Source organism: Nostoc sp. (genome assembly GCF_036917755.1).
In the GTDB taxonomy this organism is placed as follows: domain Bacteria; phylum Cyanobacteriota; class Cyanobacteriia; order Cyanobacteriales; family Nostocaceae; genus Nostoc.
In genome coordinates this window covers 16273-38528 of record NZ_JBALFC010000158.1, presented here as the reverse complement: position 1 = coordinate 38528, position 22256 = coordinate 16273, and the positions used below count along the sequence as shown (strand labels likewise).

Here is a 22256-nt window from a genome sequence, read left to right as displayed (position 1 = left end):
GTCGCTACACACAATCTGACAATGTTTAGTTAAGCTGTAAGCGCTATGATTGAGCTTTATTGAACGTCTTATGCATTGGTTATTATCTGGGCCGTTGAGTACAGAGAAATTGACGGTTAACATTGCAGGCTTGCCTGCATCGTTACAAGGTAAGAAGCTGGTGCAGTTGTCAGATTTTCACTACGATGGTTTGCGGCTGTCGGAAGATATGCTAGAAAAAGCGATCGCAGTTACTAACGAAGCTGAACCAGATTTAATTCTATTAACTGGTGACTACGTAACTGACGAGCCGACACCGATTCACCAACTGGTACTTCGACTCAAACATCTGCAAAGTCGCAGTGGTATATATGCTGTTCTTGGAAATCACGATATACATTATAGACACGCAAAAGCAGAAGTTACAGATGCCCTTACTAGCATTGGAATTCACGTCCTTTGGAACGAAATTGCCTATCCACTAGGAAAAGAATTGCCACTTGTTGGACTGGCGGATAGTTGGTCACGGGAATTCCACCCTGCACCAGTTATGAACCAGCTAAACCCGGACACACCCTGCATCGTTTTATCCCACAACCCAGATACTGCGGAAATATTACAATCCTGGCGAGTCGATTTACAATTATCGGGTCATACTCACGGTGGTCAAATCGTGATTCCCGGAATTGGCCCTGCGGCGTTGTTTTACGAAAAGCTTGTAAAAAAAATACCCAGAAAAGTACGGCGTCGAGTCCCATTTTTGAAAGTCAATGTTTCTGTAGTCAGTCATTGGGAATGGGCACAGGGTTTCCATCGGGTAGGGAAAAATCAGCTATATGTCAACCGTGGTTTGGGAACTTACCTCCCAGGACGTTTATTTTGCCGCCCAGAAGTTACTATAATCACCCTACAAGGTGAATGAGAAGGCAGAAGGAAAACCCTATAACTAAATTCAGCGATTTCAAATAAATCAATTAGTTAATTATATCTGGAGTATATGACATAAATTATTGCAGTTTCTCAAGTTGTATTTTGATTTTTGGTAAGCTGTAAACGCTGGTATGAGGAGTATCGGTTGCCTTATGCATTGGTTGTTTACGGGACATTTAAGAGTAGATAAAATAACGGTTAAGATTGCAGAACTTCCTGCATCTTTACAAGGTACAACGCTCGTGCAGTTGTCAGATTTTCACTACGATGGTTTGCGACTGTCGGAAGATATGTTAGAAAAAGCGATCGCACTTACTAACGAAGCTGAACCTGATTTAATTCTATTAACTGGTGACTACGTAACTGACGATCCGACGCCAATTCACCAATTGGTACTTCGACTCAAACATTTGCAAAGTCGCTATGGTATCTACGCCGTACTTGGTAATCACGATATCTATTACAGCCACTCAAAAGCAGAAGTTACCCAGGCGTTAACTAGCATTGGGGTGCATGTGCTTTGGAATGAAATCGCCTATCCATTAGGAAAAGAATTACCACTGGTAGGACTAGCTGATTATTGGTCACGGGAATTCCAGCCCGCACCAGTCATGAATCAACTAGACTCCGTTACACCCCGCATCGTTTTATCCCATAACCCAGATACAGCCAAGATATTGCAACAATGGCGCGTAGATTTGCAACTATCTGGTCATACTCACGGTGGTCACATCGTAATTCCGGGCATTGGCCCTGTAGTATTTTATTATAAAAAGCTACTCAAACAAATTCCCAAAAAATTACGGCGTTGGGTAACATTTTTCCTGGGCGACTGTTCTAAAGTAGTGCGATATTGGGAGTGGGCGCAAGGGTTTCACAAGGTGGGAAAAAATCAACTATATGTTAATCGGGGTTTAGGAACTTATAAACCAGGACGCCTATTTTGTCCGCCAGAAGTGACTGTAATTACCTTAATTTAGTCATTAACAATTCTGAATTTTTTAATTAACTCAACGCAGAAACCGCCTGAAGCTGCGATGGATAACTATCAGCAGCTTGCGGCGGTTTCTTGAAGATTGGAGAATTCAGAAGTAAATAACTCAACTAACTAAGGTGGACAGCATTAGCGATCGCTATACTCAGAATTGCACATCCTTAGATTTCAATTAAACAGGCATTTCCTGGCTGTGCGTTCTCAAACCTCCAAAACAACTCATTGAACTTAAGGTAAAAATACATTCAATGGATGCCACAACTTCAGAGCGATGTCTACGACGGGCTATGCCTACGCAAGAACATTAGAGCAGGAGGCACAGGCTCTAACTTGAAAGTTTTTGTTTAACTTTTAACCTGTTTGTACCTTGCTCTTAATCTAGCCTATGTTTGTTCAGCTACACCACATCTTTACTAAACTTAAATACCATTAATCTATCGCAATAATTCAGAAATATTGCTTAAAAAATTGTCCTACTTGATAATGTTGGGGTTAATGCCAGCATTATCAAGTGGGCTGAAAGTTCAGAAGCCGTTATTGAGCAGAACTACCTGTAGTAGCATCTATTAGATGTACTGTTTGACTGGTCTACTTATTGAGGTGGAGTGGTTTTAGAGGTGTCACTTTTCGTACTTGGAGCGACACTATTAGTAGAAGTATCGTCCTTGTTCTGCGGAGTCGGAGTAATACTAGTTGGACTCGTCGGAGTTTGTGTCGCTTTCGGGGTTGGCTGGGTTACAGGTGCTTTTTCTGCCGCAGGCTGCTGGGGTGGAATAGTAATGTTAATATTCGGTTGGCGAGGTGCAGATGGAGGTGTAACCTGCTGTTGTGGAACAGGAACAGGAACAGCAACAGGTATTTCCCTGGTTCTTTCGATGATTGTCGTTGGTTGAGGAGATGCACTAGGGATTGGACTACTCTTACTCGGTACAGGAATCACGACCGGCACAATATTGTTAACCGGTGCGTTATTCTGCTGGCTGAAGTACCAGACCCCACCTATAACCAAAGCAAGCACGGAAGTAATAATAATACCCAACACCAAACCACCATTAGCATTGTTATTATCACGCTCGGCTAAATCAGCTTGCTGATTGGTATGCTCAGTATTTCGACCTTGTACGTAACCTTTTTGGTAAGAGTTGGGATCAGGTGTGTTGGTTTTAGATGTTTCAGTGCTTTGTGTCAGGTGGGTGTGAGTATTACCATTAGTATCGGTGTAAGTATCTTTCTTAACTTCACTATTTTCGCTTTCGCCTTTATTGGTAGGAATAGGCATAGCTGTTGATTTCACTCCTTGATAAGATATTGACAAACTAAAGCTTTGTAAAAACAAGAGGTTTTAATCAGTCGAAAAATGTATGTTGCTGATACATCTTGAGTTTTATTTGCTACTGAGTTGTTGGGAGTTATCAGTATAACCTCTGTGATCAGCAAGTGGCTCTATCTCTAAGGAGTTAATACTTAATTTAAAGAAACAGTATCCCAAAGATGGATGTTCTTAAACTGTTATCTGATTTTTTTAGACAAAATCTCGCAATTTACTGAAATCATCTAAATTTTCAATTTCTCGTTAGACATCGCAGCGCCAAAGCTTGATTGTCATATCTCGACTACCACTAACCAAAGTTTTGCCATCAGGACTGAAAGTGACAGAGTTAACCCAATCGGAATGGTTATCAAAAGTGTAAAGATTTTGTCCCGTGTTAACATCCCATAGTTTCACAGTATGATCTGCACTACCACTAGCAATATGCTGACCATCGGGGCTAAAAGCGATCGCACAAACATAATTATGATGTCCGGCAAGTGTATTAATTAGCTTACCTGTATTAATGTTCCATAACTTGATAGTCTGGTCATAACTGCCACTAGCTAAAATTTGTCCATCAGGGCTAATGGCGACACAAGTCACCCAACCTGAATGCCCCCACTCAGAATAGTCTGACCATCTGGACTAATGATTACAGAAAAAACTGGGGTTGAATGTACTTTGAGGGTGTTGAGTAATTTAGCTGTAGACACTTGCCAAATCTTGATGCTGCTGTCATCACTGCCACTAACCAGAGTTTGACTATCTGGGCTAAAGGCTAGGCATCTTACCCATTTTGTATGTCCAGTGAAAGTATATAATAATTTACCTGTGTGGAGATGCCAAATCTTGATAGTATTATCACTACTTCCACTAGCCAGAGTTTGCCCATCTGGACTGATTGCAGTTGTAAAAACCCAGTTCAGATGAGTCAGGGTGTGTACACATTTCCACGGTGAAGGTTGAGACTGTGATTTAGGTGGTGGTGGCGATGTAGGTTTGGGTGCTGCTTTTTTCTGGGTTCGAGAAAACAATCTGGATGCGAAGTTTTAGCCATCTGGCGATAAGCTTGTTTGACCTGATCAACTGATGCACCTGGTTTTAACCCAAGGATATTGTAAACATGATTTATATCAAAGCGATCGCTCATACTAGGAATACTAAAAAATCAGCAGCAAATCTTACTACACTTAGTATTCCCCAAATACAAGTATTATCTAACTCAAGGTATGATGTCGCCGTCGGAAACAACACGCATTAAAAGAGCGGTTAGAAACTTATAATATTAAAGTTTTACAGGCGAGTTGAAAGGAGCGCCTGCCTAACAATGAATATTTTATTGAATAATAAATACGCTTTTAAGCGACATCAATTTGCTAATAGCATCAAGAGTCGCTCAAAAGCGTTATTTGCATACAAAGGACAGTATCCTGCGAAATTCGACATTAAATTGCGAACGGCGACATTTAATCTGCGAATGTACAATTTACTTAATGGGCAGTACCAGACTCGAACTGATGACGTCCTGCTTGTAAGGCAGGCGCTCTACCAACTGAGCTAACCGCCCAATCCTTAACTAATATAGCAAAACATTTCGGATTGCGCTAGTAGTTTTGGGAAAATCTTTTTTTCTCTTATACTGACTCAGTGAGAACTCTGAGCGGCGGTTTCCGCCAATCAGAAGTTCAATGATTCAGTTACTCAGCACGGGCTAAACGCCCCGCTATCGCTAGCAGGATTTAGGATGCCCTCTGGTCGGACGCATGATCGCATTACTATGTATGCTCTGCCGTTCGTGGCGGGCGTTACTTTCTGGCAGACTCGCAGTAGCAATACGACTTTGTTGGTTGCAGGCGGGTTTCTCTTTGGAGGGCTGATGTTTGGCCCCGATTTGGATATTTACTCTGTGCAATTTCAACGCTGGGGTTTCTTGCGCTGGATTTGGCTACCTTATCAAAAAAGTCTTCGCCATCGTTCTTTTTTATCCCACGGGCCGATTATTGGCACGATCCTCCGGGTACTTTATCTCGGCTGTTTACTCGCTATCTTGGCAATTTTCGTTTTGACAATCGCCGAAAAGCTGGGGAATCTGAGTTTTACTTGGCAGGATTTAGGGGGAACTGTGGGGCGATCGCTTGTGGATTACGATACTGAATATATCGCTCTGTTTGTGGGGTTGGAACTCGGTGCGATGAGTCATTCTCTCAGCGATTGGGGCGGTTCGGCATACAAGCGCGTGCAAAAACAGGGGGTTCGGGGGTTGTTTCCTAATGGCAAAATTAAGAAGCGGAAAGTGATGCGGGGTGGTCGTCGGCCGAGAGTAAAGAAATGATTTTTTAAACGCTTTAGGTAGCTGAGGGAAGCGCAGAGGTACGCAGAGGTATGGAAAATCAAAATGAGACTTTGGTGGCGTTGCAGGAATTGATTGAGGTGGTGGCGAAGTTGCGATCGCCTGATGGTGGTTGTCCTTGGGATTTGGCTCAAACTGCCGAAACGCTGATACCTTATGTGATTGAGGAAGCTTATGAGGTGGTGGATGCAATTAAGGGTGGGGATAAAGGCGCGATCGCAGAGGAGTTAGGCGATTTATTATTACAGGTGGTACTGCAAGCCCAAATCGCTAGCGAATCTGGGGAATTTTCCCTCAAAGAAATAACTCAGGGGATTTCCCAAAAGTTGATTCGCCGTCATCCCCATGTGTTTGGTGATGTGTCGGTGGACAGTGTGGATGAGGTGCAGCAAAATTGGGAACAAATCAAAGCTGCGGAAAAAGGCGAAGCATCTCCAGACGCGCAAAAACTCAGTGCTAAACTCGGTCGTTATGGACGCACCCTTCCGCCACTGACGGCGGCGATGAAGATTTCTCAAAAGGCTGCGGCGGTTGGGTTTGAATGGGAAAATATTCAGGGCGTCTGGGATAAGTTTTATGAGGAGTTGGGGGAGTTTCAACAGGCTTTAGCTGAGGAAACACCAAAACGACAACAAGCAGAATTAGGCGATTTACTGTTTGCGGTGATTCAGTTAGCCCGTTGGCATGATCTTGACCCTAGCGCTGCTTTGCAAGGCACAAATCAGCGATTTGTCCAGCGATTAGAAAAAATGGAGGCAGCTGTTGATCGTCCCCTTTCTGATTACAGTTTGGATGAGTTGGAAACTCTCTGGCAACAGGCAAAAGCCCAACTTGCCAAAGAGCAATGATATAAGTTGCATAAAAAAAGAAGGCAGTTACTAAAGGATACTAATTACTAGTTTCGACAAAATATAGCATTCCGTTGACGTTGGTTAGTACGTTCACTCAACCCTTCTTTTCGACCGCCCAGTTTACAGGTTTGACAGGGAAATTAGTAGAATTTAGATGATGTCCTAGATGGATGCGATCGCATTCTCAATCACGAGTTTTCTGATACACCAGAGCGATCGCTCTACATGGGTTCAAAATTCCAAATTGTTCGCGTAGCGTCTCGTAGAGAAGAGAGTTACATCAGAGGGTTTAAACCCCAACTGAATTTTAATTGACTCAGCACTCCTAAATACCCACCCCCGAATAACCCGCAATCGAGAGGTCAATGATGGCAACTGCAACGGACTTTAAGGACTATTACACCATATTGGGAGTGAGCAAAACCGCAACCCCTGAAGAAATCAAACGGGCTTACCGCAAGCTTGCCCGCAAATACCATCCTGACCTTAATCCTGGAGATAAAGGCGCAGAGGCAAAGTTCAAAGACCTGAACGAAGCCAATGAGGTACTCTCTGATCCAGAGAATCGGCAGAAGTACGATCGCTTTGGTCAGCACTGGAATCAAGTCGTTCAGAGCGGATCTCCGCCACCTGGAAGGGGTTCTACTGTCTCGACCGAAGATTTTGATCAGTATAGTGACTTTGATTCGTTTATCAACGATCTGCTGGGTGGAATGAGAGGTCAATCAAGACATAGAACCCAGACGACGGCGACTGATGGTTTTAATGATTTTGGTGACGGATTTCGTTCTCAAGCCCCCGCACCGGATACCGAAGCCGCGATCGCACTCACATTTTCCGAAGCGTTTCACGGTGTCCAAAAGCGACTGCAACTCGACGAGGAAACGATCAACGTCCGTATTCCCGCAGGCGCAAAACCAGGCAGTCGAATTCGGATCAAAGGTAAAGGTCGTCCTAGTCCGTTCTCTCCACAGCGCGGCGATTTGTATCTTACCATCGAGGTGTTGCCCCATACCTTCTTTCGATTTGAGGGCGATGACCTGGTTTGTGACATTCCAATTCGCCCCGATGAAGCGGTTTTAGGCGCACAAATCAGCGTGCCAACCCCCGATGGGGGCGTGACGGTGAAAGTTCCCAAAGGCGTGCGATCGGGGCAATCGCTAAGACTGCGCGGCAAAGGCTGGACATTGCCAAAAGGGGGACGAGGTGACTTATTTGCCAAACTTCAGATTGTCACACCGAAAGACCTCAGTGCGATCGAGCAAGAATACTACGAAAAAATCCAAGCAAATAGCAGCTTTAACCCGCGTGCCCAATTAGAGGAGATTAAATTATGACTTTCAGCCTTTCAAAAACCGTGGTTTCACCCGAAGGTGAGCAACTCTACACCTTTGAATATGCCGCTTTAATAACTCAGACTTCGATTACCCTTGTAAAATTTTATGCTGAATTAGGCGTAATCGAACCGATTGGCGACCTGCTGCATTCCCGCGAGATTGCTCGAATTGCTCAGATTCAGCGTTTGCGTCAAGATTTGCGGCTGAACTTAGTGGGAGCCGCAATGGTGCTAGATATGGCTCAGGAAATTGCTCAATTAAGGGCACAGTTAAAAGTGTATCAGTCTCATCAATCGTGACATCTCCTACACTGAACCGAACCAAAATACATTACAGCTATTTTCAGGTAAATAGACCACGCGGTAGGCGCACCTTATGCCATTGGTGTGCCCCTACCAACGTATTTGTATCATTATTTATCATTAATTAAAGTAAAACGGTATCAGAATTCAAGAGTCAGAATTCAAGACGCTCGTGGACTCGCTCTAAGCGTTGCCGTAGCGTCTCTAAGAGTTGCTATGCCAAAGGCTTTACCCTGCGCTAGCCGCTAGTCGTACAGAATTCATTCTGGATTCTGGACGGTAGTTGCTCTACTTGGGGAGACCCCAAGACCGCACTACCTCCTCCTGACTCCTGAATTCTGTTTCGATATGATAGAAAAGTAAATAAAAGTTAAAAAATGTTTATCGAATGGTGGATCAATCATCTGGCTTGTCCAAGGTCAAAGACTCATTAACACAAAAAATCTTCTTGGGTAATGAACCTAATGCGGAATTAATTGCAATTCTCACCGTTTACTTTGTCCAAGGAATTTTAGGGTTATCCCGTTTAGCCGTTAGCTTTTTCCTGAAAGATGAACTGCTGCTGAGTCCAGTCCAGGTGTCGGCGCTATTGGGAATTGTCTTTCTACCTTGGATGATCAAGCCGGTGTTTGGCTTTATCTCTGATGGCTTGCCGATATTTGGCTATCGTAGGCGCCCTTACTTGATTTTATCCGGGATACTCGGAACTGCTTCCTGGGTAAGTCTGGCCACAATAGTTCATACTAGCTGGGCAGCGACATTAGCGATCGCTCTTAGTTCTCTCTCTGTCGCCATGAGTGACGTGATAGTTGACTCGTTGGTTGTCGAACGAGCCAGAGGGGAATCGCAAGCGAAAGCCGGTTCACTACAATCTCTGTGCTGGGGTGCTTCGGCGATCGGAGGTTTAATAACAGCATACTTTAGCGGTCTGCTGTTGCAATATTTTACTACCCGTACCGTCTTTGGGATTACTGCCTTATTTCCTCTCATCGTCTCAGGGGTAGCTTGGTTAATTGCTGAGTCGCCCGTTAACAAAGATGCTCAAGATAGTAATCACACCAACTCTTTACCAATCAAACATCAACTGGGGCAGCTCCGCCAAGCCATTAGCCAAAAATCAATTTGGCTACCAACGGCGTTTATCTTCATCTGGCAAGCTACCCCAAATGCTGACTCAGCCTTTTTCTACTTCTCTACCAACGAACTACACTTTCAACCAGAATTTTTGGGGCGAGTGCATTTGGTGACAAGTTTCGCTTCTTTAGCAGGTGTTTGGATTTTTCAACGTTTCCTCAAAAGCATCCCTTTTCGCGTGATTTTTGCTTGGAGTACCGTCATTTCCTCAGTTTTGGGGATGACGATGCTGTTGTTAGTGACTCACACAAACAGGCTGTTAGGTATAGATGACCACTGGTTTAGTTTGGGTGATAGTCTTATTCTCACCGTGATGGGAAAAATTGCCTTTATGCAAGTGATGGTGCTAGCAGCAAGGCTTTGTCCCTCTGGTGTGGAAGCGACATTATTTGCCTTGTTAATGTCGGTGTTTAATTCCGCAGCAACGGTTTCCCATGCATTCGGGGCATTAATCACCTATTGGCTGGGGATAACCGCAACGAACTTTGAATCACTTTGGCTATTGGTGGTAATTACTAACCTCAGTACACTGTTACCCCTACCATTTATCAACTGGCTACCTGCTGAGGAGCAAACTGAGACATCAAAAGATGGCGAACAACCGTTTTTGCCTAATTTGATGTCTGAGTTGGTATTAAGAGAATCAGAGTCGAAAATAGTGGAATAGGTATTGAAGAAGAATTCAGAAGTCAGAATTCAGGAATCAGAATGAATCAGTCGGGGATTCAGCAAAGTCGCAAAGAAATTCTTTTAGCGGCTAGATATTTTCGTGCAAGCTAACAACAAAAAACAAAGTAGATGCAGAGTTTTAAAAGTCAAGAAAGCCCAGTTACAGAAAAATCCTACACTCGTGCAGACTGGGAAGGAGGATATAAATCTCTCATCCAAGAGTTTGATTATTGGATTGATGATATCGAAGGGCAAATTCCCAGAGAATTACAAGGTACGCTGTTTAGAAATGGCCCTGGTTTGCTGGATGTGAATGGGCAATCTCTTGATCACCCGTTTGATGGGCATGGGATGATTAGCAAAATTACCTTTACCAACGGTCGCGCTCATTTTCGCAACCGCTTTGTCCGCACAACTGGCTATTTGGCAGAGCAAAAGGCGGGAAAAATCCTCTATCGCGGTACTTTTGGTACTCAAAAACCCGGCGGTTGGCTAGCGAATATCTTTGACTTCAAACTCAAAAATATCGCCAATACAAATGTTATCTATTGGGGTGGGAAACTGCTAGCACTGTGGGAAGGTTCTGAAGCACATCGTCTCGATCCCTACACTCTTGAAACCTTGGGGAATGAATATTTTAATGGTGTTTTGTCAGCAGGTGAAGCTTTCGCTGCACATCCCCGTTTGGAAAAAAATTGTAACCAAGATGGGGGTGAACCTTGCCTAGTAAATTTCTCGATTAAGCCGGGATTATCTACCACAATTACTATTTTCGAGCTAAACCCGGCGGGTGAAATTGTTAGACAGCAGGCTCATAAGGTTCCAGGTTTCTCTTTCATTCACGATTTTGTGATTACTCCCAATTACTGCATCTTCTTTCAAAATCCTGTCACCTTTAATCCCATACCTTTCGCCTTGGGAATACGTGCGGCGGGAGAATGTATCAAATTTCAGCCAAATCAGCCAACTCAAATTCTAATTATTCCCCGCTTCCCTAAAGAAGGGCAAGAAAAGATAAAAATTATGGAAACTCAATCGGGTTTCGTCTTCCACCACGTTAATGCTTTTGAGGTAGGAGAGGAAGTTTTGGTTGACTCCATTTGTTACCAAGAATTATCAAAAGTCCAACCTAAAAGCGATTTTCGACAAGTTGATTTTGAGGCGTCTTCACCTGGGCAACTCTGGCGATTTTATCTAAATTTAAAGAATGGGACAGTCCGGCGGGAATTGATTGATGGCCGTTGTTGTGAATTTCCCAGCATACATCCGGCGAATGTGGGACAGCCTTATCGATATTTATATATAGGTGCGGCTCATGCGGAGACTGGTAATGCTCCCTTACAAGCATTTCTGAAAATTGATTTAGAGTCTCTTGAAAGACAATTTTGGAGTGCTGCACCCCGTGGTTTTGTCGGTGAACCGATTTTTGTCCCGCGCCCAGGTTCTGAAAAGGAAGATGATGGTTGGGTATTAGCTTTGGTTTATGATGCTGCTGATCACCGTTCAGATTTGGTAATTTTAGATGCTAGTGATTTTTCTAAAGGAGCGATCGCCCGGCTACATCTTAAGCATCATATCCCTTATGGTCTGCATGGGAGCTTTACTTCTGAGATTTTTGGGGAAATTTGATCCCCTCTTTGGGTGAAACCCTTTTTTCGCTGGAAATGATATGCAAATCGATATTTTTGAGCAAACGGACTAATTTTTGCGTCAAAGATCCTTTGAGGAACATTTGCCAGCGCGATCGCTGACTCTCTCCAATTACAATTTGAGTGATCCGATATTTCTCAGCGACTTCAGCGATCGCATTGGCTACGTTACTATTCGTAACACGAAGAAAAGTACCTTCAAATTCTTTACAAAGTTTCTCACAAGTGTCAATATGTAGGCTTTCCTCCTTGGTGAGGAAGCGTTCTGGATTGGCAACGAACAAGGTATAAAGTGGAGCATTCATATAGTTAGCCAGCCTCGCAGCCCGGCGTAACAGCTGCACTGAGTTGGGATAAGTGGATATGCACACTAAAACCCGCTCGTGAATATTACAGGATTGGCCGTTGGGGATAGTGGCGATCGCATTTTCTTCTACGTTATCTGCGACTTCGCGCAAAGCCAACTCCCGCAAAGCAATCAGGTTACGGCGTTGGAAAAAATTATCGAGGGATTGTTGGATTTTTTGAGGTGCGTAAATCTTCCCTTCTAATAACCGTTCTTGCAGTGTTTCCGGTGTGACATCTACTAGTACTATTTCATCTGCATCATCCAGAATCCTGTCAGGAACCCGCTCACGGACTACCACACCTGTAATTCGGGCTACTAGATCATTGAGACTTTCCAAATGTTGCACATTCATTGTGGAATAGACATCAATACCTGCTGCCAAAACTACTTCTACATCTTCGTAACGTTTTTCGCGTGGTGAACCAGGGACATTAGTATGGGCAAGTTCATCAATTAAAACTAATTGGGGCGATCGCTTTAAAATAGCATCTGTATCCATATCCGTTAGCGTCAACTCACCCCGAAGATATTGCTTGCGGGGTAAAATCTCCAATCCCTGTGCCTTCTCAGCTGTTTCCTTGCGCCCGTGGGTTTCCAAAAGCCCAACGAGAACATGAATCCCTTCATGTTTGAGTGAATGTGCCTCTTCCAGCATCCGGTAGGTTTTGCCTACTCCAGGAGCCATACCAATAAAGATTTTATGCTTCCCTCGCCGTCGTGCCGGATAAAACGAGTAACTTGCAGAATTTAAAGGTGCAGTGCCAGCCGAACTAGTATTACTCTGATCTGACATTTCATTCTTGGTTTCTATAGCAATCCTATTTTATCGGAAAGGAAAACAGCGCTTTACCCATGCCCAATACTTCGGCAACGCTCAGTACAACTGCCCCATGCCCCATGCCCCATGCCCCATGCCCCATGCCCAATGCCCAATGCCCCATGCCCAATGCCCAATGCCCCATGCCCAATGCCCCATGCCCCATGCCAATTTATTGATTTTGCTGACGATTAATATCTTGCAAGTCAAGAGCATAATTTAATCGGAGAACATTGACTCCTGGTTCGCCAAAAATCCATAAAAATCTGTCATCAGTATACTTATTAATTAAACGTAGGATCTCATCTTCTTTGACTCCACGCGCACCAGCAACCCGCGTCAATTGCTGCCGTGCTGCTTTGAAGGAAATATGCGGATCTAAACCGGAGCCAGAAGTATAAACTATATCAGCGATCGGTTGAAGATTTTCGTCTCGCAATTGATTTGCCTGTTCTAGAATCCGCTTTAGTAGCTCTGGATTGCTAGCAGCGAGATTGCTGGCTCCAGATATGCCAGTTGGCTTGGCTTTTTTTCCTTGGCTATATCTAACAGTACTGGGACGAGGATGAAAATATCGCTCAGATGTGAACACCTGCCCAATCAAAGCCGAACCAATTGGTTCATTATTTAGATTCCGCATGATGCTGCCATTAGCTTGATATGGCAGAAAAACTTGACCCACTACCAGGATAATCAGAGGATAGATAATTGCAGTCAACAACCAAAGCATCAGAATTATGAAAATTGCTCTGATGGTTTCTCGAATCATAGCCATAAAAATTTTCCAATTGCTGCTAATATTTTATTTTTAATTTTTTATCTAAACAGAATTCAGAAGTCAGGAGTCAAAATTCAGGAGTCAGAATTCAGAATAAATTGGAGTCCGACTGCCGTTAACGTAGCCGTAGTAATTGTGCGTAGCGTCAACCGTGCCCCTACGGGGAAGCAAGCTTCGCGTAGCGTAGCGTCTTTAACAGGAGAAAAGCGAATGAATATAGCGTTTCCTAATCACATCAGGTACATCTTAGCCCCCTCTCGAAGAGCGGGGAGGGGGTTGGGGGTGGGGTTCTTACCTCACAATGGCCCAGAACCGCTATAAGTGGGTTTAAGACTCCTGCTAAATCTCGTTTCCCAGCCTCCTTAAGCCAAGCCCACAACTGTAATTAGTATATCGATCAACTTAATGGCGATAAACGGCGCGATCGCACCACCTAAGCCATAAATTAAGATATTGCGTTCGACTAGCTGATTAGCTGTCAGGGGTCTAAACCGCACACCTTTCAATGCCAAGGGAATCAAAGCGGGAATAATTAAAGCATTATAAATCAGCGCCGATAGTACAGCAGACTTAGGGCTAGTCAAATTCATAATATTTAGCTTTTGCAGGTTAACAGCGACAAAGATCACTGGGATAATTGCAAAGTATTTCGCAATATCATTAGCGATGGAAAATGTCGTCAATGCCCCGCGAGTAATCAACAATTGTTTGCCAATGCTAATGATATCGATCAGCTTTGTGGGATCGGAGTCCAAATCAACCATGTTGGCGGCTTCTTTTGCAGCTTGCGTCCCTGTATTCATCGCGACACCGACGTTAGCTTGGGCTAATGCTGGAGCATCGTTAGTTCCATCTCCCGTCATGGCAACCACTTTGCCTGCTGCTTGTTCGCCTTTAATGACGTTGATTTTGTCTTCTGGTGTGGCTTCGGCAATGAAGTCATGCACCCCAACTTCTTTGGCAATCACAGAAGTTGTAATTCGGTTGTCTCCAGTCAACATGATACTACGCACTCCCATCCGTCGCAGTGCGAGAAAGCGATCGCGGATACCAGGTTTGACAATATCTTTAAGATAAACAATCCCATAGATTTCGTTATCTAGGCTGACGGCTAGGGGTGTACCTCCCAGGCGAGAAACTTGTTCGTAGGCAGCATCCAATTCTGCGGTATCGCGTCCGTTGCGGGAACCGACAAATCCTTTAATGGCTCCGACTGCTCCCTTTCTGGCCTCATATCCACCGGGCAAGTTAGTGCCACTCATGCGGGTTGTGGCGGAAAAATCGACTGCTTCTGCCTGACTGGAATCAAAATCAAGCCGTGCTACTAACATTTCTGCCAGTCGGACAATGGATTTACCTTCTGGTGTATTATCAAAAACACTAGCTGCCCAGGCAACATACGCAATTTCCGACATTGAATGACCGTTGATTGGAATAAACTTTTCCGCCAAACGGTTGCCGAGGGTAATTGTACCTGTTTTATCGATAACTAAAGTGTTGACATCACCACAGGTTTCAACTGCTCGTCCTGAACTGACAATGACGTTAAATTGGGCAACTCGATCTATCCCACCAATGCCGATGGTACTTAGTAAGCCGCCAATGGTTGTAGGAATTAACGCCACTAACAGGGCAATCAAAATTGGGATGCTGACTGGACTGTTGACATAGTAGGCAAGTGCAGGCAGAGTTACCACAGCAAACAAAAACATTAAGCTGAGAACTGTCAGCAATACTGTTAGGGTAATTTCATTGGGTGTTTTGCTGCGTTCTGCCCCTTCTAAGGAGGCAATCATCCGGTCAATGAAACCTTTGCCTGGGTCGGATGTGATGCGGATAATTAGTTCAGCTGAGATAATCCGCGTCCCACCAGTGACGGAACTGGCAACGTCGGAACCTGATTCTTTTAATACTGGTGCAGATTCTCCAGTAATTGCCGATTCATCTACTGAGGCAATACCCATGATTACTTCGCCATCGGCGGGGATGATATCGCCAGCAACGACGTAGATGGTATCGCCCTGTTTGAGGCTGGTGGATGAAACTTGACTAATTGTGCCATCGGCAGCAAGTTTTTTCGCGATCGCCTCTGATTTTGTTAATCGTAAGGCATTAGCTTGGGCTTTCCCCCGCCCTTCTGCCAGTGCTTCGGCAAAATTGGCAAACCAAACTGTCAAGAATAAAATCCCCGACAACAAGCCGTTGAAAAGTTGGGGGTTCTTTTGCAGGGCTGGGCCAAATAAATCGGGATCAATTGTGAGCAATAGGGTGATGATTGTCGCTAGCCAAACTATAAACATCACGGGGTTTTTGATTATATACTTAGGGTTTAGCTTGACAAAAGCATCTTTAATTGCCCTGAAGTACAGCCACTTATGACTTGCCCTGGCCTTTTTACGTGCTTGGCGGCGATCGCCAGAACGAGAATTTGGGCGTCTAGCTTTGAAGTTAGTTGCCACTTGATTTATAAATAAAGTTAGGAGTTAAGAAGTAGGAGTTAGAGACGCGATTAATCACGTCTGTACGTTAGGAGTTAGAAACGCGATTAATCGCGTCTGTACGTTAGGAGTTAGAAGAGACGCGATTAATTGCGTCTGTACGTTAGGAGTTAGGAGTTATTAAGAACTTACAATAAAAAACAGATCAAACCTGTAGGGTGCGTTACTCAACTCACCTTCATCGGATGGTGCGTTACGCTATCGCTAACATACCCTACGAAACTACGAAACCCGATAATTTATTTATTTTTTGATATTCTCTTAATTCCAAACTCATAACTCATAATTCATAACTCATAAATTTTCTAACCGCCAGATGCTAGTTTCAAACCCTCAGCTATGGGGCCTAAAGCGAGAACGGGGAAGAAAGTCAACACTCCTAAAACCAGTGTCACTCCGGCGGTGATGCTAGTAAATACCAGAGAATCAGTTCTCAGGGTACCAGGGGTTTCTTGTACTTGTTGTTTGCGAGACATCCCATCAGCGAACAGCAGGATGGCAATTATCGGAATGTAGCGTCCTCCGATTAAGCTAACTAAAGTACTCAAGTTCCACCACAGGGTGTTATCTCTCAACCCCTCTAAGCCGGAGCCATTATTTGCTGCTGCTGAGGCATATTCATAAACTACTTGAGAAATGCCGTGATAGCCAGCGTTGCTAATTCCAGACAACGAGATGGGATAAGCTAAGGCGATCGCACTGGGAATTAAAACTAGAATTGGGTGAATCAATAGCACCACACCGGCGAGGACGATTTCCCGCTTTTCAATTTTGCGTCCTAAAAACTCTGGGGTGCGTCCTGCCATTAGTCCAGTTAGGAATACTGTGAGAATTAAGTAAATAAATAAGTAAGCTGTTCCAGTTCCCTGTCCACCCCAGATCACCCGCATAAACAAGTTGAAGAGAGTCGAAAATATTCCTTGGGGCATCAAAGAATCGTGCATCCCGTTCACAGCGCCAGACATAGTAGCAGTAGTCGTCACTGCCCAAAATGCCGTCTGTGCCCAGCCAAATCGAACTTCTTTCCCCTCTAAATTGGGCTGTTCTAATCCAAAGGTGTTATTAACTAGGGGATTCCCTTGCAGTTCTCCCACGGCTGTTACCCCCACCAGAACGACAAAAATCACAAACACCATCCAAAAAAGTAGCCAAGCTTGTTTGATGTTGTTGGCAAATATACCGTAGGTGTAAATTAAGGCTGCTGGTATAGAAATCATCGCAATCATTTCTATCAAGTTAGAAGCGCCATTGGGATTTTCAAAGGGATGGGCTGAGTTGACGCCAAAAAAACCACCGCCGTTATCGCCCAAAAGTTTGATCATTTCAAATGATGCCACTGGGCCTCTGGCAAGATATTGCGTTCCACCGTCTAAGGTTCTCACATCCATAGTCCCAGCTAATGTTTGTGGTACACCTGATACAAGCAAGGCGATCGCACCAATAATCGAAATCGGCAGCAATATTCGCGTAATTCCACGGACGAGATCGACGTAAAAGTTGCCCAGTCTTCTACCCGTCAACCCGCGAATAAAGGCAATTCCCACGGCTAATCCTGTGGCTGCGGAGGTGAACATCAAAAAGCCTAAAGCCGCTACCTGGCTAAAATAACTTAAGGTTGTCTCACCAGCATAGTGTTGCTGGTCGGTATTTGTCACAAATGAAATGGTTGTGTGCAGCAATACATCCCATGTAGTAGCACCGAAGCCGTTAGGATTCCAGGGTAAGAGTCTCTGAAAATATATTAGTAAATATACTGAAATGCCCATCAGGAAGTTGCTATACAGTACAGCCCGGATATACTGCGAACCTGTCATCTCATCTTTTCTCCGAACACCCGCTACTACGAACATACTTCGCTCTATGGGGTTCATTAAAAAATCAAGCAGTGTTCTTTCTCCCAAGAAGACACTTGCTATGTATTTTCCGAATAGTGGAGTGATTGCGATGACGATACACAGCGTTAAGCCAATTTGCAAAAAACCTTGTCCCATATATTTCGCGCTCAATTAAATTTAAGTCCTAGCAAGCCAATTCTTAGAAATAACAGATTTTGAGGAATTTACTATTTTCGGTTATTACTATTTTCCAGATACTTATTCGAGTTTTTGTTAAGAATATTTAATTTTTACTCTTAATTCATTGAAAGCGGCGGAAAACTCCATCCCCAGGTGTCTGTAGAGGGATAGCCGCCCCGCCGCTTGGGGCATAGGGCATAGGGCATTGGTAACTTCTTCTCCATGACGGCAGTTGCTCCACTTGGGGAAACCCCAAGACCGCACTGCCTCCCCTATGCCCCATTCCCCATGCCCAAAAACTCCATCTCCTTGTGGGTGGAGTTTTTTATCTATTTCACTAGTTAGGATTATTTGTTTATACAATACATTTTCCAAGTTTGCAGAACTTACGCACTCAGATCCCCCATCGCATTGCTCCCTGACAACATCGACAACGCCGCTACCGCCCCCAATACCCGATCGTCATACACTTCCAAGTATCTCTCGAACTGCTCTAAATTCCGATGCCCTGAGATTTCCTGAATTACCCGCAGTGGGATACCAGCGTTGCTGATCTGGGTTAAGGCACTACGCAGAAAGCCTGCGATCTAAAGACTATAACGATTTGACTCCGATTAGTCAGAATTGCTTGACTGAGATTAGCGTAGCTTGCCGCCGTAGGTATCGCCCCTATATATCTCCAATTACTGCATTAGGGGTGATCGTGACATTTTGGGAAAATTGTACTTGTACCGGATAGGTTAAAAATTAATTAAAAGTTCTCTTTCGTGTTCACAAGTATATAGTTGATTATATCTGTGCAAAAATTGCGATCGCTGCTGAAAATGACTTGCATTGATCAATCGAATGAGAGGTGCTGAAAATAACACCTCGCAACACATACTGCTTAGTAATGGTAAAACGCTATTAACGATTAAATAACCACAAAATTGTTTTGGGTTAGTGACAATCCAGCAGGTAATTGTGCAAATTTTAGCTGAGTAAACCCAGATCCACTACCGTCTTGGTCAAAGAACAATGCACCTGTAATGTTATTGTAGATAAATCGCTGAAGAAGAGTGGTTGCAGATGTTCCGATCGTAAACTGATCCGGTTTGAGTGAAGGTGTTGACAACCCGCCACCAAAATTATTAGCCGATACCTGAATCAGGTCATCAGTGGCGTTGAAGTCATAAAGACTATCAACACCTTCGTTGTAAGTATTGAAAGCAAAGGTAGCATTACCAGCCCCTCCATAGAGGGTATCATTACCATCCCCTCCATAGAGGGTATCATTACCATCATTACCTGTGAGGATATCATTGCCAAAACCACCATAAAGGATGCTATTACCATCATAATCGCTACCACTTAACAAATCGTCACCAGTACCCCCATTTATGGTATCATTGCCAAAAGCGCCACCAGAGAGCGTATCGTTGCCATTGCTCCCAACAATATTGTCATCCTGGTATGTACCAGAAATATCTAATCGTTCGATATTCTTGTAGGTAACCAGATTCGTGCCTGTCGTAATTGATCCAATGTTGGTAGTAGGATTGAAAGTTGAAGTGATTCCCTGGATATTACCGTCCAAGCTCAAGACCAACGAATCGTCACCTGTTCCCCCATCTACGGCTTGAGTCACTAAGTCAGAAGAGGCAGTAGATCCGATATATAATTCTAAGGAATCATTGCCATCGCCCCCGGAGAGCAGGTTATCGCCTGATGAACCACTAGCACTCAAGGTATCGTCACCAGCACCACCGTTGAGGGTGTTTTTGCCAGATGAGTCAGAAAGGGTCAAAGAATCATTGCCATCATCCCCAGAGAGCACACTATTGCCTAATGAAGAGTCAACCTCTAAGTAATCGTCACCAGCACCACCATTGAGGGTATTATTGCCCATAGTATCAATGAGAGTATCATTCCCCGTACCACCCCTCAAAAAGTCGTTGCCATCATCCGCAAAGAGCAGATTATTGCCTGATGAAGAGTCAACATTCAAGTAATCGTCACCAGTACCACCATTGAGGGTATTATTGCCCATACCACCAATGAGAGTATCATTCCCCGTACCACCCCTTAAAAGGTCGTTGCCACTTTTGCCGTCAATGATGTCATTACCCCCTTGACCATTGATGACATCATCTGAGTTATCAAAGCCGTTAACATTGTTGTCGAGGTCGTTAAGGAAGGTGACTGTGTTTTTGTTGAAAATAGTGTTTTGGGTGGAGTTGGCATTGAAAACATCAAAGCTGTCCGTAATGCTAGTTTGCCCATCAAACTCTATATTGCCTAAGTCTACACTGGCTCCTGTAGATTTGCTGAGGTTATCTAGGTTTTCCAAAGCAAAGTTTTGCAGAATAACCTTGTGAAAATCATCTATCCCTTCAAAGCCGATTTCCAGATTGTTGCCATTCTGGGTCAGCTGTAGATTTCGGGCAGTCAAGCGATCATCGCCTGAAAATGTTAGGGTGTCCACTTCGGCAATGACTGCTGCTGTGGGGTGTGTTCCTCTACCTACTCCACCGAAATCGGTGATAGTATCACTGTTGTGACCCAAGTTGTCGTATTTATCCTTGCCACCGCCACCTGTGAGGATATCAATACTATTACCATTACCACCTGTAAGGTAGTCATCGCCATTACCACCGTTGAGGGTATTATCGCCATATGAGCCAGAGGCGTTAAGAGAATCATTGCCATCACCCCCAGAGAGCAGATTATTGCCTAATGAAGAGTCAACATCTAAGTAATCGTCACCAGCACCACCATTGAGGGTATTATTGCCCATAGTATCAATGAGAGTATCATTCCCCGTACCACCCCTCAAAAAGTCGTTGCCATCATCCGCAAAGAGCAGATTATTGCCTGATGAAGAGTCAACATTCAAGTAATCGTCACCAGTACCACCATTGAGGGTATTATTGCCCATACCACCAATGAGAGTATCATTCCCCGTACCACCCCTTAAAAGGTCGTTGCCACTTTTGCCGTCAATGATGTCATTACCCCCTTGACCATTGATGACATCATCTGAGTTATCAAAGCCGTTAACATTGTTGTCGAGGTCGTTAAGGAAGGTGACTGTGTTTTTGTTGAAAATAGTGTTTTGGGTGGAGTTGGCATTGAAAACATCAAAGCTGTCCGTAATGCTAGTTTGCCCATCAAACTCTATATTGCCTAAGTCTACACTGGCTCCTGTAGATTTGCTGAGGTTATCTAGGTTTTCCAAAGCAAAGTTTTGCAGGATAACTGAGGTATAATCTGCAACTGCAAAGCTGATTTCCAAATTGTTGTCATTCTGGGTCAGCTGTAGATTTCGGGCAGTCAAGCCATCGCCCGAAAATTTTAGGGTGTCCACTTCGGCAATGACTGCTGCTGTGGGGTGTGTTCCTCTACCTACTCCACCGAAATCGGTGATAGTATCACCGTTGTAGTTGGTGAAGTCGTAAACAAATTTATCCTTGCCGCCTCCACCAGTCAAGGTGGTGTGGCCATCATAGTAAGATGTAATGGTATCGTTGCCTGCTTTACCGTTAATCGTGTTGTCCTCATCGCTGCCCACCAGAGTATCATTACCATTGGTTCCAATGAGATTTGACATTATTTTTACCTCCCTAAATAAATCGATTTTTTCAGTAACTTAAGTTGTGAATTTGCAGTTTGTGCTGTTTCAAGGCACAAATAACTTGGTTCAAAATTGATGTTTTCGGCATACTTCATCCATTACCCTTAAGGAAGAGTAATATTTCTTGAAGATTCACCCATACTGACTTCTACGTAGCACGGAATTTAACCTGTTAATATTTCTGTGATTTGGTTACAAAAAGTAATACCACAAGGTTAAGTGCTGCATATTACAGTCAGACATTACCATTTACCGTATTCATGCAAGAACGCCTTTACAATAAATTTATATTTACTTCATCAGAATGAATTATCTTGATGGGACTCAATAGAGTTCAAATTAATTCCTATTTATTGAGCGGTAGGCGCGATCACGCTGACGGCAGTATGCCCCAAATATATTTCAGGAGTAGCCCTTTCAAGGTGGTGAAATTTGGAACGAAGAAGGTTGGTTATTTCAACTTTCAAAAAGCCCAAAATCTGAGCGGAGGATTCAAGATGGTAGCGCTAAAACAACGTATGTTCATTTGTCACCTTGAAAGGGCTAGTACAGCACGGCGCAAGTAAACCACCCATTCCAAATCAATAAAACGCTTATACTGTATTAATTTTGAATTTTGAATTCCGCCTTGCGGTACTAATCCTATAGTTATACAGATTTTTAGTAAATCATAAATGAC

The 22256-nt window shown here is 43.9% G+C and carries 19 protein-coding genes, 1 tRNA gene and 2 pseudogenes; 10 read left to right on the top strand and 12 right to left on the bottom strand.

Annotated features, from left to right (window positions below; translation table 11 throughout):
• Positions 1-70 precede the first annotated feature (70 nt).
• Positions 71-901 (top strand): metallophosphoesterase, encoded by an 831-nt coding sequence (locus V7L05_RS34230; protein WP_335170713.1) that lies wholly within the window; start codon positions 71-73, stop codon positions 899-901.
• A gap of 160 nt (positions 902-1061) precedes the next feature.
• Positions 1062-1889, top strand: a complete 828-nt coding sequence (locus tag V7L05_RS34225) for a metallophosphoesterase (protein ID WP_335170712.1) — start codon at positions 1062-1064, stop codon at positions 1887-1889.
• Positions 1890-2495: 606 nt separating this feature from the next.
• Here the strand turns inward: V7L05_RS34225 and V7L05_RS34220 are convergent.
• The 4 genes from V7L05_RS34220 to V7L05_RS34205 all read right to left on the bottom strand — a co-directional run bounded on the left by V7L05_RS34220 (position 2496) and on the right by V7L05_RS34205 (position 4365).
• On the bottom strand, positions 2496-3182 hold the full coding sequence (locus tag V7L05_RS34220) for a hypothetical protein (RefSeq protein WP_335170711.1): 687 nt from the start codon (positions 3180-3182) through the stop codon (positions 2496-2498).
• A gap of 294 nt (positions 3183-3476) precedes the next feature.
• Positions 3477-3818: a WD40 repeat domain-containing protein gene (locus tag V7L05_RS34215; RefSeq protein ID WP_335170710.1), complete on the bottom strand. Its 342-nt coding sequence runs from the start codon at positions 3816-3818 to the stop codon at positions 3477-3479.
• On the bottom strand, positions 3815-4249 hold the full coding sequence (locus tag V7L05_RS34210) for a WD40 repeat domain-containing protein (RefSeq protein WP_335170709.1): 435 nt from the start codon (positions 4247-4249) through the stop codon (positions 3815-3817). The genes V7L05_RS34215 and V7L05_RS34210 overlap by 4 nt, the downstream gene beginning before the upstream one ends.
• Entirely contained in the window at positions 4147-4365 is a 219-nt protein-coding gene (locus tag V7L05_RS34205) for a J domain-containing protein (RefSeq protein WP_335170708.1), read from the bottom strand. Before V7L05_RS34205 ends, V7L05_RS34210 begins: the two co-directional genes overlap by 103 nt.
• Here V7L05_RS34205 and V7L05_RS34200 point away from each other — a divergent pair.
• Entirely contained in the window at positions 4339-4476 is a 138-nt protein-coding gene (locus tag V7L05_RS34200) for a hypothetical protein (protein ID WP_335170736.1), read from the top strand. The two genes, V7L05_RS34205 and V7L05_RS34200, sit on opposite strands and share 27 nt — an antisense overlap.
• Before the next feature lie 233 nt (positions 4477-4709).
• Here V7L05_RS34200 and V7L05_RS34195 read toward each other — a convergent pair.
• Positions 4710-4782: transfer RNA gene (locus tag V7L05_RS34195), tRNA-Val, on the bottom strand.
• A 177-nt stretch (positions 4783-4959) separates the two neighbouring features.
• Between V7L05_RS34195 and V7L05_RS34190 the strand changes: the two genes are divergently transcribed.
• From V7L05_RS34190 to V7L05_RS34165, 6 genes are all read left to right on the top strand, one after another.
• Positions 4960-5547, top strand: a complete 588-nt coding sequence (locus V7L05_RS34190) for a metal-binding protein (protein WP_335170707.1) — start codon at positions 4960-4962, stop codon at positions 5545-5547.
• A 50-nt stretch (positions 5548-5597) separates the two neighbouring features.
• A complete protein-coding gene (gene mazG, locus V7L05_RS34185; protein ID WP_335170706.1) occupies positions 5598-6413 on the top strand; it encodes a nucleoside triphosphate pyrophosphohydrolase in 816 nt (271 codons plus the stop codon).
• A 371-nt stretch (positions 6414-6784) separates the two neighbouring features.
• The gene (locus V7L05_RS34180; protein ID WP_335170735.1) at positions 6785-7753 is read left to right on the top strand and encodes a DnaJ C-terminal domain-containing protein; all 969 of its coding nucleotides are present in this window, start codon (positions 6785-6787) and stop codon (positions 7751-7753) included.
• Complete coding sequence (locus V7L05_RS34175; RefSeq protein ID WP_335170705.1) at positions 7750-8052, top strand: chaperone modulator CbpM; 303 nt, start codon at positions 7750-7752, stop codon at positions 8050-8052. Before V7L05_RS34180 ends, V7L05_RS34175 begins: the two co-directional genes overlap by 4 nt.
• 391 nt (positions 8053-8443) lie before the next feature.
• On the top strand, positions 8444-9856 hold the full coding sequence (locus tag V7L05_RS34170) for a folate/biopterin family MFS transporter (RefSeq protein ID WP_335170704.1): 1413 nt from the start codon (positions 8444-8446) through the stop codon (positions 9854-9856).
• A 131-nt stretch (positions 9857-9987) separates the two neighbouring features.
• Complete coding sequence (locus tag V7L05_RS34165; RefSeq protein ID WP_335170703.1) at positions 9988-11487, top strand: carotenoid oxygenase family protein; 1500 nt, start codon at positions 9988-9990, stop codon at positions 11485-11487.
• Here V7L05_RS34165 and V7L05_RS34160 read toward each other — a convergent pair.
• A complete protein-coding gene (locus V7L05_RS34160) occupies positions 11459-12649 on the bottom strand; it encodes a universal stress protein (RefSeq protein WP_335170702.1) in 1191 nt (396 codons plus the stop codon). The two genes, V7L05_RS34165 and V7L05_RS34160, sit on opposite strands and share 29 nt — an antisense overlap.
• A 59-nt stretch (positions 12650-12708) precedes the next feature.
• Between V7L05_RS34160 and V7L05_RS34155 the strand changes: the two genes are divergently transcribed.
• On the top strand, positions 12709-12852 hold the full coding sequence (locus tag V7L05_RS34155; protein WP_335170701.1) for a hypothetical protein: 144 nt from the start codon (positions 12709-12711) through the stop codon (positions 12850-12852).
• Here V7L05_RS34155 and kdpC read toward each other — a convergent pair.
• The 6 genes and pseudogenes from kdpC to V7L05_RS34125 all read right to left on the bottom strand — a co-directional run.
• Positions 12846-13448 (bottom strand): K(+)-transporting ATPase subunit C, encoded by a 603-nt coding sequence (kdpC, locus tag V7L05_RS34150; RefSeq protein WP_335170700.1) that lies wholly within the window; start codon positions 13446-13448, stop codon positions 12846-12848. The genes V7L05_RS34155 and kdpC overlap by 7 nt on opposite strands.
• 365 nt (positions 13449-13813) lie before the next feature.
• Entirely contained in the window at positions 13814-15919 is a 2106-nt protein-coding gene (gene kdpB / locus V7L05_RS34145; RefSeq protein WP_335170734.1) for a potassium-transporting ATPase subunit KdpB, read from the bottom strand.
• A 335-nt stretch (positions 15920-16254) separates the two neighbouring features.
• Positions 16255-17940 (bottom strand): potassium-transporting ATPase subunit KdpA, encoded by a 1686-nt coding sequence (gene kdpA, locus V7L05_RS34140; RefSeq protein WP_335170699.1) that lies wholly within the window; start codon positions 17938-17940, stop codon positions 16255-16257.
• A 117-nt stretch (positions 17941-18057) separates the two neighbouring features.
• Positions 18058-18327 (bottom strand): hypothetical protein, encoded by a 270-nt coding sequence (locus V7L05_RS34135; RefSeq protein WP_335170698.1) that lies wholly within the window; start codon positions 18325-18327, stop codon positions 18058-18060.
• Positions 18328-18350: 23 nt separating this feature from the next.
• A pseudogene (locus V7L05_RS34130) lies at positions 18351-18542 on the bottom strand (tyrosine-type recombinase/integrase); the annotation flags it as partial.
• A gap of 335 nt (positions 18543-18877) precedes the next feature.
• Positions 18878-21553: pseudogene (locus V7L05_RS34125) on the bottom strand (beta strand repeat-containing protein); the annotation flags it as partial.
• Between the last annotated feature and the right edge of the window lie 703 nt (positions 21554-22256).